The following is a 14,952-nucleotide window of genomic DNA, read 5'->3' as shown; positions in this document are numbered from 1 at the left end:
CCTCATCGGTGCGCCGGTGGGAGAGTGAACCAGAAAGTCGCGCCCCGCCCGTCCTCGCCCTCGGCGTGAATCTCGCCGCCGTGGCGTTCCACGGCCCGGTGCACAGTTGTCAGGCCGATGCCGGTGCCCGGGAAGTCGGCCGCGTTGTGCAGCCGGGCGAACGGCCGGAACAGCTCGATCGCCTTCCCGGATGGGAAGCCCGCCCCGTTGTCACGGATGTGGTACCTCGGGCTCTCACCCGGCCCGCTCCAGCCGACCTCGATCAAGGGGTCGGTCACCCGCCGGGTGAACTTGCAGGCGTTGTTGATCAGATTTTCCAGGATGACCCGGACCAGCCCCTCGTCACCGTCGGCGGTCATGTCGTCGGCGACCGTGAACCGGATCTCCCGGCCTGGTTCCCGCGCCGTGACCTCGCCGATCACCTGCCAGGCCGTCGCGGTCAGGTCGAAGCGTTCCCGGCGTAGCTCGCCGCGGCTGGCCCGGGCCAGGATCAGCAGCGACTCCACCAGATCCGCCATCCGCCCGGCCGCCGCGTGGATGCGTTCCACCCGGTGCCGGATCTGATCGCTGAGCGGCTCGTCGTCCTCGTCCAGGATGGTCTCCGCGAAGCTGCTGATCACCTGCAACGGGCCGCGCAGGTCGTGCGAGACCGACCCGCTGAACGCCTCCAGCTCGCGGTTGCGCCACTCCAGCTCCTCGACCAGCGCCGCCCGGGTCTCCGCGAGCTGCCGCGCCGCCCGTTCACCGGCCGCGTCAAGCTCGCGGCGCATCAGCTCCTCGCGGATGCGCCGGCTCTCGTCGAGGGACTGCTTGCGGCGGATCTGCCCGCGTACGTGGGCCCGCAGCGTCTCCGGCCCGTCGGCGGCGCGCACGTAGTCGTCGGCCCCAGCGGCCAGGCAGTCCAGCATGGCGTCGTCGTGATCCCCGATCATGATGACCGGGGTGTCGCCGATCTGCGGAACCTCCTTGATCCGGCGGCAGATCTCCCGGGCGTCGGCACCGGCGCCGTCGAGACTCAGCACGATGCAGTCGACCGGTTGCGCCGCCAGCAGATCCAGGGCGTCGTCGGCGGTGCCGGCGGGCACGACGTCGTACCCGTCATCCCGCAGGGCATCGCCCAGCGCGAGCAGCCGCTGCCGGTCCGACGTCACGGTGAGGACCTTGCCCGGCCCGTGCAGGCTCCCGGTGACCTCGATGGGCAGCTGCTCGGCGCTGGTCCGCAGCACGGCGGCGAGCTTGGCGAGCACGACGGCGAGGTCCTGCTGCTTGCGGACGAACGCGTCGGCGCCCGCCTCCAGCATCTGCACCTCGGTCGCGTAGTCGTCTGAGGCGGTCATCAACAAACACGGAATGTCCCGTAGTGCCGGATCGAGCCGCAGCCGCCGGATGACGGTCGCGCCGTCGATGCCCGGCATGACCCCGTCCACGATGACGGCCTGCGGCCTGCGGTCGGCCGCCGTGCGCAGGCCCTCCTCGCCGGAGTTGGCCGTGATGACGGCGTACCCCTCAGGCTCCAGCAGCTCCCGCAGCTTCTCCCGGAAGGTGATGCTGTCGTCGATGACCAGCACCGTGGTGCGGTCGTCGATGCGGAACGGGTCGTCGCCGAGCAACTGCCGCGCCCGCGCCACGACATAACCGGCGTCGTAAGGCTTGCCGACGTACTCGTCAGCCCCGGTCCGCAGCCCGTGCAGCCGATCGGCGACCTCCGCCTCGCTGGAGAGCAGCACGGTGACCGTGCCTTTCCGGCCGGGATGGGCCCGCAACTCCCGCAGCAGCTCGACCCCGTCGGCATCGGGCAGCAACACATCGAGCACCGCGACATCAAAATGAGCACCGGCGAACGCCGCCCGCGCCTCGGCGCCGTTGGCGCAGAGAATCGACCGGAAGCCGTCGGCTTCAAAAGCCTCGTGCAGATCCATCCGTACGGTGAGACTGTCATCGACGATCAGCACCGTGTGCTTGTCCACCGGCGGCCCGATGCCGGTGTCGCGGCGCCCTTCTGTGCCGCGATCGGCCTGATGAACGGTGGTTGCGGACGTGGACGGCTGGGCGAGCCGGCCGACCGCCTCGTGGGTCGGATGGCTCATCGCCGCACCCCCACGTCGGACGACAGCTCGCCGAGGCGCCCGGCTATCCGCGAGGGCGGCATGATGAACCCGGCCGCGCCGAGCAGCGCCGCCTCCCGCGGCATGCCGTAGACGACACAGCTCCCCTCGTCCTGGGCGAACGTGTGCCCGCCCCGCGCGCGCATCTGCAGAAGACCCAGGGCACCGTCCCGGCCCATACCGGTGAGCAGGCACCCGGCTGCCGTCGGGCCGTACTCGGCGGCAACGGACTCGAAGAGCACGTCGACGGACGGCCGGCAGGAATGCCGGGGCGGTCCCTCACTGAGCCGTAAGTGACCATCGCGAACCAGCAGATGACGGTCGGGCGGCGCCAGCAGGATCCGGCCGTTGAGCACCCGCATGGACATCCCGTCCACGGCATAGCTGACGTTGCGCCCGGTCTGCCCGGCGAGCCAGTCGGAGAAAGCCACGGCGAACGGCTCACTGGCCGCGATGTGCTGCACGCACAGCACCGGCGGCGCGAAACCGGCCGGCAGCGCGCGAAGCAACTCGGTCAGCGCCCCGGGCCCACCGGTCGAGGCCCCGAGAGCGACCACTTTGATCCGCGGCTCATCGGCGGTGAGCAGTGGGGTAGCGACCGGTGGGCGCACGGCCGGCTCGGGTGTCGTACGGCTGCGACCGTCGAGGCGCGCCCGCGGGTGCGTGATGACGCGGATCCGCGACACCAGCCGTACGGTCGAGCACAGCCGGCGCGCCCACCCAGCGTCGGAATCGTCCCCGCGCGGCTTCTCAAGCACGTCCACCGCGCCGGCGGCGAGCGCGTTGTAGGTGCTGAACAGCTCCTGCCGATCGGCGGAGGAGACGACCAGGATCGGCGTGGGGAACTCGGCCATGATGTGCTCGGTGGCGACGAGTCCGCTCATCGTGGGGAGCATCATGTCCATCGTGACCACGTCGGGCCGCAGCCGCCCGACCAGTTCGACGGCCTGTCCGCCATCGAGTGCCTCGCCGACCACCTGCAGTTCGGGATCAGTCGCGAGCGCCTCGCGCAGGGCGTGGCGCATGGTCGCCGAATCCTCGACCACCAGAACGCGGATCATGCGTGGTTCCCCTTTCGCATGGCCCGCCGACGAATGTCCCTGCTCCCGGTGCGTCGGCTGTTCACGCTCATGCTGGCACCAACCGGCGGATGTGAGCGAGCAACTCCTCCTGGTTGAACTCGCCCTTGACCACGTAGGCGCTGGCCCCGACGGCAGCGCCGTGCTGCCGGTCCTCGGCGCTGGCCCGGGAACTGACCAGGATCGCGGGCACCTCGGACAACTCCGGATCAGCGCGCGTCTCGGCGACGAAGGTGAACCCGTCGATGCCCGGCATGTCGATGTCGGTGAGGTAGAGCCCGTAACGGCGCGACCGGGCCATGTCCAGGCCCTCCTCTCCGGAGGCGGCGAGGTCGACCTCGTACCCGGCCGACTCGAGAATGCTGCGCTCGAGCATCCGGGTGGTGAGCGAGTCGTCGACGACAAGAATCGGCAGGCGCCGGGGTGGCTCGGCCGGCGCGGTGCCGCCCGCGCCGAGCCGGTAGGTCTCCGCAATGAGTCCCTGGGCGTCCAGCACGAGCCGCGGATTGCCATCGAGATCCATCGACACGCCGCCGATGACCGATGCCGCGGGGGCAAGGTCGGGTAGCGGCCGCACGACCAGCGTGGAGGTGCCCGCGAGCCGGTCGACGCCGACGGCCACGGCCTGGTCGTCGGTGCCCACGATGACGGCGACGGTCGGCCCGCCGCCCTCTGGGACTGTCGTGCCTGCGTACAGCGCCCGAGCCAGCGGAAGGAACGGCACGGCCTCCCCGTCGTGCGCCATCTTTCCGGTGACGGCCGCGGCCGTGGCCTGCTCCGGCAGCAACCGTACGCACGTGCGTACGCAGTCGAGCGGCACAGTGGCGATGGTCCCGGCCGCCTCGAGAATCAGCCCGTGCATCGACATCAGCGCAAGCGGCAGCACCAGCTCCACAGCGGCGCCCCGGCCGGCCTCGGTCCGCACGGATACATCGCCCCCGAGCTGGTCGGCGACGTCCCGGGCGACATCGAGCCCGATGCCCCGGCCGGCGACCTCGGTCACCGTCGGGGAAGTGCTGATACCGCCGCGCAGAACCAACTCGACCAGCGTCTGCTCGTCAGGCGGCGTCCCACCGGGCATCAGCAGTCCTCGGGCCTCCGCGGTGCGCCGGACCGCAGCGAGGTCGAAGCCCCGGCCGTCGTCCGTGCACCGGAAAGCCACGTACCGTCCGCGGCGCTCGACCTCCACGACCACCCGGCCCTCGACGGGCTTGCCGGCCGCCAGGCGGTCCGCGTCAGGCTCGATGCCGTGCGCGACCGAGTTGCGAACGACGTGCAGCAAAGCGTTGTTGGCCAGCGTCAACACCTGCGGATCCAGTCGCAGGTCGCCGCCCCGGCCCTCGAACCGCACCCGCTTGCCCTGGGCGTCAGCAGCGTCGCGAACCGCGCGGTGCAGGCCGGTGAAGATGCTCGAGGCGGACACCAGCCGCAGCCGCTCGGCCCGGCCCCGCACCTCGTCCAGCTCCCGCTCGACCTGCTCGACGGTGTCGGTGATCCGCCTGCCGAGCGCACCGAGGTCCGCGGCGAGACGGGCGGCGACAACCCGGGCCGCATCGGTATGCGCCGCGGTGCGTCCGACGCGGAGCTGGTCGGCGAGGGCCTCCGCGGAACGGGTCAACTGATCAAGAGCATGCCCCCCGGTACGCAACGGAGCGAAGCGAGCGTGGGCCTCACCGACGGCATCGAGGAGCTCATCGACATCGGCCGTCGCACCGCGCGCGGCGGGCGCGGCATCGGGATGCGAGGGGGTCTTGGCGGCTTCCTCGCTCTTCGCCGTTGCTTCGGCACCGCCAGGAACGCCTGCCGCGGACCGACCCTCTTCGGAGAGGGTGGTGCCGCCGCCTGCTTTCGGCCGGTGATCGTCCGGCCCGTTGACCGGAGCTGGCTGAGATACGGACGCCGCAGCTGTGTTGATCTCGCCTCTGCTGCCGGCCGCGGACGGATAGGCCGCCTGGCGCCTCTCGGTCTCAGACCTGTCGACATCTTCTTGGCCGCTGTCGGCCTGCGGTGCGGCGCCTTGCGGCTGGTTGCTCTGTTGATGGTGTCCATCATGGACATCCGGTTCCTGGATCCGACGTTCGTCGTCGTGTTGCGACCCGCCGAGCGCTCCGACAGCCTCTTCGGCCTGGTGCCCGCTGATGGCCGCCGTGCCGTCAGCTCGGCCCCCGATCGGGCGTCCTGGATCGCCGTCATCTTGTTGCGCGCCGAGGCTTCCTGGTTCACTCTCGTGCAGCCGCGTCTTGCCTGTCCGGGACTCATCCTTCTGTTGTCCGGCGCCGGAATCGGATTGACTGATCTGCCGTCCGCTGGCTTGCCCTGGTCCGCTGGCTTGCCCTGGTCCGCTGGCTTGCCCTGGTCCGCTGGCTTGCCCTGGTCCGCTGGCTTGCCCTGGTCCGCTGAGCTGTCGTCCGCTCCCGCTCATTGGTCCGCCTTCGGCCTGCTGGGTGCCTGCCGCCGTCAGCTCTGACGCTGTCCCGGCTGTCCCGGCGGACGCCGGCTGGCGATCCTGCGGACCGTGGCCACCAGCCTTCCTCCGCAGCTCCACCTCCTGCTCCGCGGCTCGCCCAGGTCCCGCACCCCGATCGCCAGGAGCCCGCAGGCCGGGGGAGGGGCTCGCTCCCCCCGGCGTCATTCCCGGCGGGAACCGCAAGGGTGGCTGCGCCTGCGGTCGCTGCGGCTCGAGCGCGGCGACCCGTTCCTCGATCTCGTCGTTGAGGCGCAACAACTCCCGCATCTGGTCCGCGGGCAGTGGCTGGCCGGCGCTGCGGTGCGGCACGAGCACTTCCTCGAAGGCGTGCGCCCGGTCGGCGATCTCCTGCTGGCGTACCACCCGGGCGGCGCCCTTCAGGGTGTGCGCGAAGCGCAGCAGACGCGCGACCAGGTCCGGCCCGGGCTGCTGGTCCAGGTCGAGCACGCCCGCGCTGATCTGGTCGATCAGTTCGCGGGCCTCGACCCGGAAGTACCGCAGCGGATCCTGGCTCATCAGCGCCGACCGGTGCCGACCAGGTCGAGCAGGTCGCCGGAGAGACTCGACAGGTGCGCGGCGGTCTGTTTCGTCTGCACGGCACTCGCCTCCGTCTCCCGGGTCACCCGCGCGGTGTCGGAGGCGGCCACGTTGACCTGCTCGACCGCCGTGGTCTGCTGCTTCGTCGACAGTTCGATCTCGCGGGTGGCGTCGTTGGTCGTCGCTACGAGCTGGGCGATGCGCCGGAACGAACTGGTGGCGTCGTCGAACTGCCGCGAACCCGCATCCACGCTCTTGGCGCCGATTTCCGTGGCCATCACCGTGGTGTTGACCGCCCCGCGGACGTCGTCGATCAGCGCGCGGATCTCCTTGGCCGACCCGGCGGTACGGTCCGCGAGTTTGCGGATCTCCTCGGCCACCACGGCGAACCGCCGCCCCCACTCGCCGGCGCCGCTGGCCTCGATGGTCGCGTTGATGGCCAGGATGTTGGTCTGCTCGGCGAGTTCGGACACCAGGTCGACGACGCCGCCGATCTGCTGGGACTTCTCACCCAACGCCAGCATGTGCTGCACGATCTGGTCCACCTGGGAACGGATGGCGGAGATCGAGGCCCGGGTCTGGTCGATCGTGGCGTCGCCGGTCTGCGCAGCGTCAGCCGTGTCCTCCGCGATCTTCGACACCCGCTGGGCGCTCTCCGCGATCTGCCGCGACGTGATCAGCAGTTCGCTGATCGTTGTGGTGATCTCGCTCATCGCGCTCGCCTGGTCGCGCCCGCCGGTCGCTTGCTGGGCGGCCGCCGCCTCGAGCTCGGCCGACGAACTCTGGATGTGCCCGACAGCGGCGCCGACCTCCCGACGCAGGTCGCGATTGAGACGCCAGGCGATGTAGGCACCGCAGGCCATTGCGAGCAGGCCGAGCACGATGATCAGGACGATGCCCTGGGTGGCTCGGGCCGACGAGTCGCGCCGGGCGGTCTCCACGTCGGCGCGGACCTTCGCCGTCAGGGCAGAGATCGATTCCTGCAGTGCTTTGCGGGCCGGCCCGACCTCGGTGGCGTTGAGCTGGCTGATGTTCTGCAGGTTCGTGATCGTCTTGCGCTTCTCGATGACCGGAAGCAGGACCGCCGCATGCTGCGCCTCGGCGGTGGCGACGGCTTCCAGCAGGGAGATCGCGGCGCGATCGGTGAGCGTGCCGCGCAACTGCACCACCAGCCCCAGGAACTCCTCCCGGTCCTGCGTGGTGAGGTTCAGATATTCCTCGTTGCCGTTCAGCAGGTACGCCCGATAGTCGCTGATCCGGCTCTCCGCCTTGGTCGTCAGGTGCTCGGCGCTGACCAGATCCTCGACGGCTTCCCGGATCGCGTCGTCCTTCGCGTCCACGACGATGGACAGCGCGGCCACCGAGGACGCGCCCATGATCAGGGTCAGGGCCACGGTGAGCCCGAATCCGAGCCCGAGCTTGTTGCCGAATGTACGTTTGGCCATGCCCGTCACCGCTCCTCGGTGTTGTACGTGGTGTGTCCGGTCAGCTGATGGACGACCGCGCGGGCCGACAGCAGGTCCACGATCGGCCGGATGCCGCCCGGCAGTGGGACCATGCCGCGCAACACGTCGCGTCCGGTGTTGCCGTCGGCCTCGTCGACGATGATCGAGGTCGGCACCCGGACGTGACCGTCGAGATCGTGGAACGCCAGCGCGAGCGGTGGAGCCCCCGCGGCGACCACGAGCCAGCGCGGACGGTCCGGCACGGGATGCCCCAGCAATGACGCCAGGTCGTAGACGGGCACGATCGCGCCACTGAATCCGGCGACGCCCAGCAGCGCCGCCTGCGGTCCGGGCAACGGCGTGACCGGGCGGTCGGAGTGCACCCCGGAGGCCTGCGAGAGGCGCAACGCGTACGGGCGGCCGCCGGCTCGGACGGCCAGCAGCTCGGCGTACTCGGCGTCGTGCTGGCGCGCCGGCTCGGTGAAGGACCGATCGAAGTCGTCGCGCAACTCGGCGAGGCGGTTCTTCACGTCGCTGGGGCTCATCGGTACGCCCCGCACGCGTCGAGCTCCGCACGGCAGAGCGTGGTCAGGGCGATCCGGCCGAAGCCGCCGCCGAACAGTGCGATCCGCTCGTCGCGTTCCCGCCGGAGCAGGCCCAGCGCCCGGTCCAGCTCGGGCATGGCGATCCGGTTCTCGCCCCGGCGCCGGGCGAGCAGGCCGAGCCGCAGGCGGGGCATGGCGAAGTCCGGATCCAGGTACGCGGCGAGCCGGTAGTGCCCGATCGCCACATCCACGGCAGCCCCGCCCTCGAGGCACACCGCGAGCTGGTGGTGGGCGTCGGCGTAGAGCCCGTCGACGTCGAGCAGTCGCCGGCACAGCATCTCGGCTTCTTCGAGGCGGCCGGCGTGGGCCAGGAGAACGCCGTGCAGCAGGACGTCACGCGGAGCGCGCCCGTCTGTCGGCTCGGCCTCGATCAGCCGCAGCGCCTCGGTGAAGCGCTCGTCCAGCAGCAGCCGCATCGCACGGTCATGGACGCTGGACTCGACCGGTCCGGGCGGCACGGGTACGTGACCGCGAGCCGGCGCGGCGAAGGCCGGCACTGCGCCGGCGGAGGAAACCGAGCGCTGCAGCCGACGGTAGTAGAACGTGTGGTGCGTGTGCTGCGGTTCGAGCCCGTCCGGACGGCTGCCGAGCGAGTCGGTGTGCCCGAGGAACAGGTATCCGCCCGGCGACAGCGCTCTGGTCATCCGCTGGATCAGGGACTCCTGCACCTGCGGGGTCAGATACATCAGCAGGTTCCGGCAGAACACCACGTCGTACTGATCCGGGCGCCACAGCACCTCGTCGTCCGTCGCGACGTTGTATTGCTGGAAGCGCACCGCCGAGCGGATGCCGGCGTCCAGCTCGAAATCGCCGTCGTTCGCGTGGAAGTAGCGTTGCCGCACCGCGTCCGGGGTCTCGCGTAGCGACCAGGCCGAATACCGGCCGGTCCTGGCCCGGTGGAGCACGGCGGGATTCGCGTCCAGCCCCTGCACCGAGATGATCCAGTCCGGGCCGGGCTGCGTCTCGCGCGCCACGATCGCCATCGTGTACGCCTCTTCGCCGGAGGAGCAGCCCACCGACAACATCCGCAGCACCCGCTGGGTCGAGCGGGCCTCGATCCGTTCGGGCAGCGCCACCTCGGCGAGGACCCGGAACTGCTCACCGTGGCGATAGAAATAGGTCTCGTTGATCGTCAGGTCCTCGGCCAGCGTCGTCAGCTCGTCGTCCCAGTCCTCCCGGGCCAGCCGGCCCAGATATCGGGAGCGGCTGAGTCCGTGCGTCTCCGACCGCTTTCCGAGCACCTCAGCCAGCTGGGAGGTGTCGTTGTCGTCGAACGTCCAGCCGAGCTTCGTGGCGAGCAGGCCTCGGAACATCGTGACCTCGGCGGAAGCGCTCATGAGGTCACCGCCAGGGAGGCTGCGGCAGCCCAGACCTCATCGGGTACGAGCCGCATGCTCTGCAACAGCAGCACCGGCGCGGCGTCGATCGTGCCGACGGCGGCGATGAGACGGGCGGGCGCGTCCCCGAGCAGAGCCTCATGGCGCCCTTCGGTGCCGGTGCTGACCGGCCGCACGCCATGGATCTCACCGGTCGCGAACGCCACCGGGCCACGCTCGGTCCGCACCGCGACGAAGCGCGACACCTCGGCGTCGGCCCCGCCGAGCAGCCGGGCCACGTCGATCACCAGGGTGGGGATGCCCCGCATGATGCAGATGCCCTTCACGAACGCGGGAGTGCCGGCGAGGGGATGGGTGGCCAGGGGCCGCATGGTTTCGATGACCTCGTCGAGGCGAAGGGCGCAGAGCAGCGGCCCGGCTCGGAAGACGAGCGAGCTGTCCCCCGCAGGCTCCTCTGCAGGTGGCGCCATTTGTCCGGGCTGCACCATTCGCTCAGGCTAGCGGTCATTTCTCCCTCATTAGCGAGAATGTTTCAGTCTGCTGGGTCCCGTGCGGCACATATGTCACTTCGGGACAGCCGGACGACGGACCATCCGGCAGCCGGCCGTGGCAACTGCACCCGCTCAGCTTCGACTCGTACGCATCCCGTGTCGTCCGTCCGCGCGACGATCCCGTCGTGGACTTCAGGAGGACGCGCCGCGCTCGTGTCCTCCTTGAGGAGTACGCCAAGACCGTTCCTGATGACGACGCGGCCGATGCCCGTTCATCCATAGATTCGCCTCCGACCACAGGAACAGGAGGCCGAGATGACCACCACGCACGCCGTGCGGGCGGACGAGCTCGTCAAGGTGTACGGCGAGGGCGAGACAGCGGTGACAGCCGTCGACCGGGTGAGCGTCACGTTCCCCGCGGGGCAGTTCACCGCGATCGTGGGCCCGTCCGGCTCCGGCAAGTCCACCCTGATGCACCTGTTGGCGGGTCTCGACGCCGCGACGTCCGGCTCGATCCTGATCGGCGGCGTCGAGCTGACCGGCCTGGCCGACCGCGACCTCACGGTGCTCCGCCGCGACCGCATCGGGTTCGTCTTCCAGGCGTTCAATCTGCTGCCGACGCTCACCGCCGAGCAGAACATCCTGCTGCCCGGCGAGCTCGCCGGGCGTCGCCCGGAGCGTCAGCGCCTCGCGCAGGTCGCGGCCGATCTCGGTCTCGCCGACCGGCTGCACCACTACCCGGCCCAGCTCTCCGGCGGCCAGCAGCAGCGGGTCGCCTGTGCGCGGGCGCTGATGAGCCGTCCGGACGTGGTGTTCGCTGACGAGCCGACCGGCAGCCTGGACACCCGGACCGGCGCCGGTGTACTCGATCTGTTGCGGCGCAGTGTCCGGGAATGGGGTCAGACCGTCGTGATGGTGACCCACGACCCGATGGCCGCCGGATACGCGGACCGTGTCGTCGTGCTGGCGGACGGGCGCATCGTCGACGACCTCCGGGCGCCCACCCCGGACGGTGTCGCCGACCGACTCCAGCGGCTGGGGGCCTGACGTGCGGCGGACCGGATTACGCCCGCGCCGCCTGGTGCCGACCGGGTTGGCGATCGTGCTCGCCGTCGCGTTCGTGGCCGGCACGATGATCTTCAGTGACAGCGCCAAGAGTGCCCTGGTCGACCAGTTCGCCCGGGCGGCACGCAACGTCGACGTGGTGGTCTCCGCCGCGTCGGGCGGCCGGCTCACCCCGGCCGATCTGGATGCCGTGCGCCGCACGGACGGCGTCGCGTCGGCCACCGGTCGCATGCGGGAGCGGCTGCCGCTGCTCGACCGCAACGGCCGCCTCGTAGCGACCTTCGGCACTCCGGGCTACGGCATCGACGTCGGTGACGACCCGGCCCTGCGGTCGTACGACCTCACTGAGGGATCCCTGCCCGCCTCCGACGGTGAGGCGGCGATAGACAGCAAGACAGCGGAAACCACGGGCTACCGGATCGGTGACTCCGCCACTGTTCTGGACGCCTCGGAGCAGCGCCGCACACTGCGCATCGTCGGCATCGTCGCGATCACCGGCGACGTTTCCACCACCGTGGTCACCCGTGCCGCCCTCACTCGGCTCACCGACGCCACCGGCTACCGGAACGTGGTGGCCACCGTCAGAGCCGGAGTCGATCCGGAAGCGGTTCGCGATCGCCTGCCGGTGCCGGCCGCGGCGTCGGCCCGCACCGGCGATCAGTTCCGCCACGATCTCGCCCAGCAAGCGTTCGCGCAGATCAACGGATTGGCGATCGGCTTGTACCTGTTCGCCGCAGTGGCGGTGCTGGTGGCCGGATTCGTCATCGCGAACACGTTCGGAATCCTCGTCGCCCAGCGGCAACGGGAGACGGCGTTGCTGCGCTGTGTCGGCGCGCGGCGGGGTCAGATCCTGCGTTCTCTGCTCGCCGACTCCGCTCTGGTGGGCACCGCCGGTGCGATGCTGGGCATCCTGCTCGGATACGCGGTCGCGTGGGGGCTGCTGGAGGGCTCGGCGGCGCTGGGGGTCCGGCTGCCGGCCGGCGGCCTCGTTCTCACGCCCTACCCTCTGCTCGTGTCACTCCTTCTCGGGCCGCTCGTGACCATGGTCTCCGCTGTGGTGCCCGCGGCCCGGGCAACCCGCGTCCCGCCGGTCGCCGCCTTGCGAATGGTGGTGCCCGCTACCGGCAGATCGCGGCGCATGCTGATCGTCGCCGCGGCTCTGGTGGCGCTGGCCGGCACGCTGACGACGGTGGCGGGGCTGCGACTGGACCAGCCCGAAGCGGCGATGATCCTGGTGGTGGCCGGCGGCATCGGCAACTTCCTGGCCTTGCTGCTGATCTCGCCTCTCGTCATCGGCAGGCTCGTCGCCGCGCTGGGGTGGCTGCCTAGTCGTCTGTTCGGGGTGCCCGCACGGCTGGCGGTCGCCAACGCTCGGCGCAACCCCGGCCGTACGGCTGCCACCACTGCCGCGTTGCTTGTCGGTGTGGGACTGATGGCCGGCGGCAGCACCATCGCCGCCACCGTGGACCGCACGGCGGAGGCTCAGCTCAACGAGGCGTACCCGGTCGACTATCTGCTCACTCCGGCCGAAGGCCAGCGGGGCATCTCGCCGGCGGTCGGTGCGGGCCTCACCGGTGACCGGACGTTCGACCTTGTCGCGGCGGTCAAACAGGCTGACGGGCGGGTAGCCGGCGACACGGTGACAGTCGCCGGTTTGGACAGCGCGGCGATCGGTACGGCGTACCGGCCCGAGGTGACAGTCGGACGGCTGGCTGACTTCGGACCCGGCTCAGCGCTCGTGGCGACGGGCCAGGGCAAGGTCGGTGACGAGCTGCCGGTTTCGGCCGCAGGGCGCAAGCAGACGGTGCGCATCGCCGCGCTGGTGGAGGCCTCCAGCCTTGTCGGCGACGTGATTCTGTGGCCCAGCGACTTCGCGGCGCTCTACCCGTCGCAGCGGGACGACAGTCTGATCCTGGTCCGGTCGGCACCCGGTATCGACACCTCAGCAGCACGGCAACGCATCGATGCCGCCCTGGCCGCGCATCCGCTGGTGCAGGTCGACGACCTCGCTTCGGTCCGTGCCGAACGCGGTGCTGCGATCCGCCAGATCCTCGGAATCATCGCGGTCCTGCTGGGCTTCGCGCTGGTCATCGCCTTGGTCGGCATCACCAACACGCTGTCCCTCTCCGTCCTGGAACGCACCAGGGAGTCGGCTCTCGTCCGCGCGCTCGGTCTGACCCGGGGTCAGCTGCGCGCGACCCTGCTCGTCGAGGCCCTGCTGATGGCGTCAGCCGGCGCCGTCGTCGGAGTGGCGTTCGGTGTGCTCTACGGCTGGCTGGCGTCGGAGGCGGCCTTCGGTCCCACCGACGCGCTGCTGACCGTTCCGGGCGGGCAGCTCCTGAGCTTCGTGATCATCGCAGCAGTGGCCGGAGCCGGTGCGGCGGTGCTGCCCTCACGCCGAGCGGCCCGGGCTTCTGTCGTCGGCGCCATGGCGGACGCATGAGGCCTTCTATCGTGGTGGTCGTGTGGCGCATCGGCGCGTGGATCCGACCCTGGCTGTTCGACGGAGCCGTGGCGGGGCTCGTCGCTGCCCTGACCCTCTTCGAGTACCGCCTGCCGTGGCCCATCAAGATCTGCGGCCTGGCCATGGCGCTCGCGCTGATCTGGCGGCGGCACCTGCCGATGCTCGTGGTGACCGTGGTCTATCTGCTGGCGCCGCTGCACCTGTTGATGAGCAGCTACGTGCGGATGTTCGACGTCGCTGTTCTGATCGCCATGTACGCCGCGGTGCTGTACAGGCCCGAGCTCCGCTGGGGAGTGGTCGCCGGAGCCGGTGCGGGCGTCGCAGTACTGGTCGCCGCGCTCGTGGAGAACAACCGTTCCGGCAACTTCTGGGTGGTGTTCTGGGTCGTGGGCGCGGTGACGGTGGCGACATGGGTTACCGCCTACGGGGTACGCACCCGGCGGCTGTACGTGCAGACGCTCGAGGAACGTGCCGCCACCCTCGAACGGGAGCGCGACCACCTGGCCCTGCTCGCCGTTGCCGAAGAACGGGCAGCCATCGCCCGGGAGATCCACGACGTCGTGGCGCACAGCCTCAGCGTGATGATCGTCCAGGCCGATGCCGCCGGCTTCACGCTCGAAGGATCCGAGACGCCCGCCCGCGAAGCCTTGGAGACGATCGCCTCGACCGGCCGCGAAGCGCTCGACGACATGGGCCGGGTGATCCAGCTGTTACGTGGCGCGTCGCTGCCGGCACCCGAAGCAGTGGTCGAGCCCGTAGTGCATTCGAGTGATCGATCCTGGGCTGCCGTGGCTCGAAGGTTGGAACGACGGCAACATGGCGCAGGTCCTGGCGCCGCATTCGACGGTCTACTGGCCGAGGCGGACCGCGCGAATGGCGACGGGACAGAGCGCAGAGCGATCGGGCTCAGGGAGATCGACGGACTTGTGGCACGGTCCGGCCTGCACGTGGTGCGCGAGACCACGGGCGCGCCGGGTCGCCTCAGCCGGGCGCAGGAGATTGCGGCGTACCGGATCATCCAGGAGTCCCTGACCAACACCCTGCGGCACGCCGGATCCGACTCCGCGGTGACCCTGCGTCTCGCCTTCACGCCGAAGTTCATGCGTGTCGAGGTGAGCGACGACGGAGGGGGGAAGCAACAAGTCACGACGGCGGTCACGGCTCGGCCGGGTCACGGCCTGGCCGGGATGCGGGAACGGGCCGCCCTGCACGGTGGCACCTTGGAGGCCGGGCCGCGAGAGGATGGCGGTTGGCGCGTGGTGGCGACCATCCCACGGACGTCGAGTGGAACGATGACGGCAAAGAGCACGGCATGAACGGGGGCGACACGGTGAACGGCGCAGCCAGTGCCCGGGGC

General features: G+C 70.5%; 11 protein-coding genes and 1 pseudogene. 4 read left to right on the top strand and 8 right to left on the bottom strand.

Annotated elements, in window-relative coordinates; translation table 11 throughout:
* Positions 1 to 2: 2 nt before the first annotated feature.
* From ACQP2Y_RS29635 to ACQP2Y_RS29625, 3 genes are all read right to left on the bottom strand, one after another.
* Complete coding sequence (locus ACQP2Y_RS29635; protein ID WP_433718383.1) at positions 3 to 2,087, bottom strand: response regulator; 2,085 nt, start codon at positions 2,085 to 2,087, stop codon at positions 3 to 5.
* Positions 2,084 to 3,166: a chemotaxis-specific protein-glutamate methyltransferase CheB gene (gene cheB / locus ACQP2Y_RS29630; RefSeq protein WP_433718381.1), complete on the bottom strand. Its 1,083-nt coding sequence runs from the start codon at positions 3,164 to 3,166 to the stop codon at positions 2,084 to 2,086. Before cheB ends, ACQP2Y_RS29635 begins: the two co-directional genes overlap by 4 nt.
* Positions 3,167 to 3,233: 67 nt before the next feature.
* Positions 3,234 to 4,802, bottom strand: coding sequence for a response regulator (locus ACQP2Y_RS29625; RefSeq protein ID WP_433732116.1), 1,569 nt, complete (start codon positions 4,800 to 4,802; stop codon positions 3,234 to 3,236).
* A gap of 45 nt (positions 4,803 to 4,847) precedes the next feature.
* On the opposite strand from ACQP2Y_RS29625, the gene ACQP2Y_RS29620 reads away from it, so the two are divergent.
* Complete coding sequence (locus ACQP2Y_RS29620) at positions 4,848 to 5,651, top strand: hypothetical protein (protein WP_433732429.1); 804 nt, start codon at positions 4,848 to 4,850, stop codon at positions 5,649 to 5,651.
* A gap of 291 nt (positions 5,652 to 5,942) precedes the next feature.
* Here ACQP2Y_RS29620 and ACQP2Y_RS29615 read toward each other — a convergent pair.
* The 5 genes and pseudogenes from ACQP2Y_RS29615 to ACQP2Y_RS29595 all read right to left on the bottom strand — a co-directional run.
* Positions 5,943 to 6,167 (bottom strand): annotated as a pseudogene (locus ACQP2Y_RS29615) (Hpt domain-containing protein); the annotation flags it as partial.
* The gene (locus ACQP2Y_RS29610; RefSeq protein WP_433718380.1) at positions 6,167 to 7,633 is read right to left on the bottom strand and encodes a methyl-accepting chemotaxis protein; all 1,467 of its coding nucleotides are present in this window, start codon (positions 7,631 to 7,633) and stop codon (positions 6,167 to 6,169) included. The pseudogene ACQP2Y_RS29615 and the gene ACQP2Y_RS29610, both read right to left, overlap by 1 nt.
* A gap of 5 nt (positions 7,634 to 7,638) precedes the next feature.
* Positions 7,639 to 8,178, bottom strand: coding sequence for a chemotaxis protein CheW (locus ACQP2Y_RS29605; RefSeq protein ID WP_433718378.1), 540 nt, complete (start codon positions 8,176 to 8,178; stop codon positions 7,639 to 7,641).
* Complete coding sequence (locus ACQP2Y_RS29600) at positions 8,175 to 9,575, bottom strand: CheR family methyltransferase (protein ID WP_433718377.1); 1,401 nt, start codon at positions 9,573 to 9,575, stop codon at positions 8,175 to 8,177. Before ACQP2Y_RS29600 ends, ACQP2Y_RS29605 begins: the two co-directional genes overlap by 4 nt.
* Complete coding sequence (locus tag ACQP2Y_RS29595; protein ID WP_360543635.1) at positions 9,572 to 10,045, bottom strand: chemotaxis protein CheW; 474 nt, start codon at positions 10,043 to 10,045, stop codon at positions 9,572 to 9,574. The genes ACQP2Y_RS29600 and ACQP2Y_RS29595 overlap by 4 nt, the downstream gene beginning before the upstream one ends.
* 336 nt (positions 10,046 to 10,381) lie before the next feature.
* Here ACQP2Y_RS29595 and ACQP2Y_RS29590 point away from each other — a divergent pair, with 336 nt between their 5' ends.
* The 3 genes from ACQP2Y_RS29590 to ACQP2Y_RS29580 are packed head-to-tail and all read left to right on the top strand — an operon-like array spanning position 10,382 to position 14,911.
* Entirely contained in the window at positions 10,382 to 11,113 is a 732-nt protein-coding gene (locus tag ACQP2Y_RS29590; RefSeq protein WP_433718376.1) for an ABC transporter ATP-binding protein, read from the top strand.
* Position 11,114: 1 nt separating this feature from the next.
* Entirely contained in the window at positions 11,115 to 13,574 is a 2,460-nt protein-coding gene (locus ACQP2Y_RS29585; RefSeq protein WP_433718375.1) for an ABC transporter permease, read from the top strand.
* Positions 13,575 to 13,594: 20 nt separating this feature from the next.
* Positions 13,595 to 14,911: a sensor histidine kinase gene (locus ACQP2Y_RS29580; RefSeq protein WP_433718374.1), complete on the top strand. Its 1,317-nt coding sequence runs from the start codon at positions 13,595 to 13,597 to the stop codon at positions 14,909 to 14,911.
* The last annotated feature ends 41 nt before the right edge of the window (positions 14,912 to 14,952 follow it).

Origin of the sequence: Actinoplanes sp. CA-051413, from assembly GCF_050955795.1 — a bacterium.
GTDB lineage: Bacteria > Actinomycetota > Actinomycetes > Mycobacteriales > Micromonosporaceae > Actinoplanes.
This window is presented reverse-complemented; position numbering and strand designations above follow the sequence as displayed.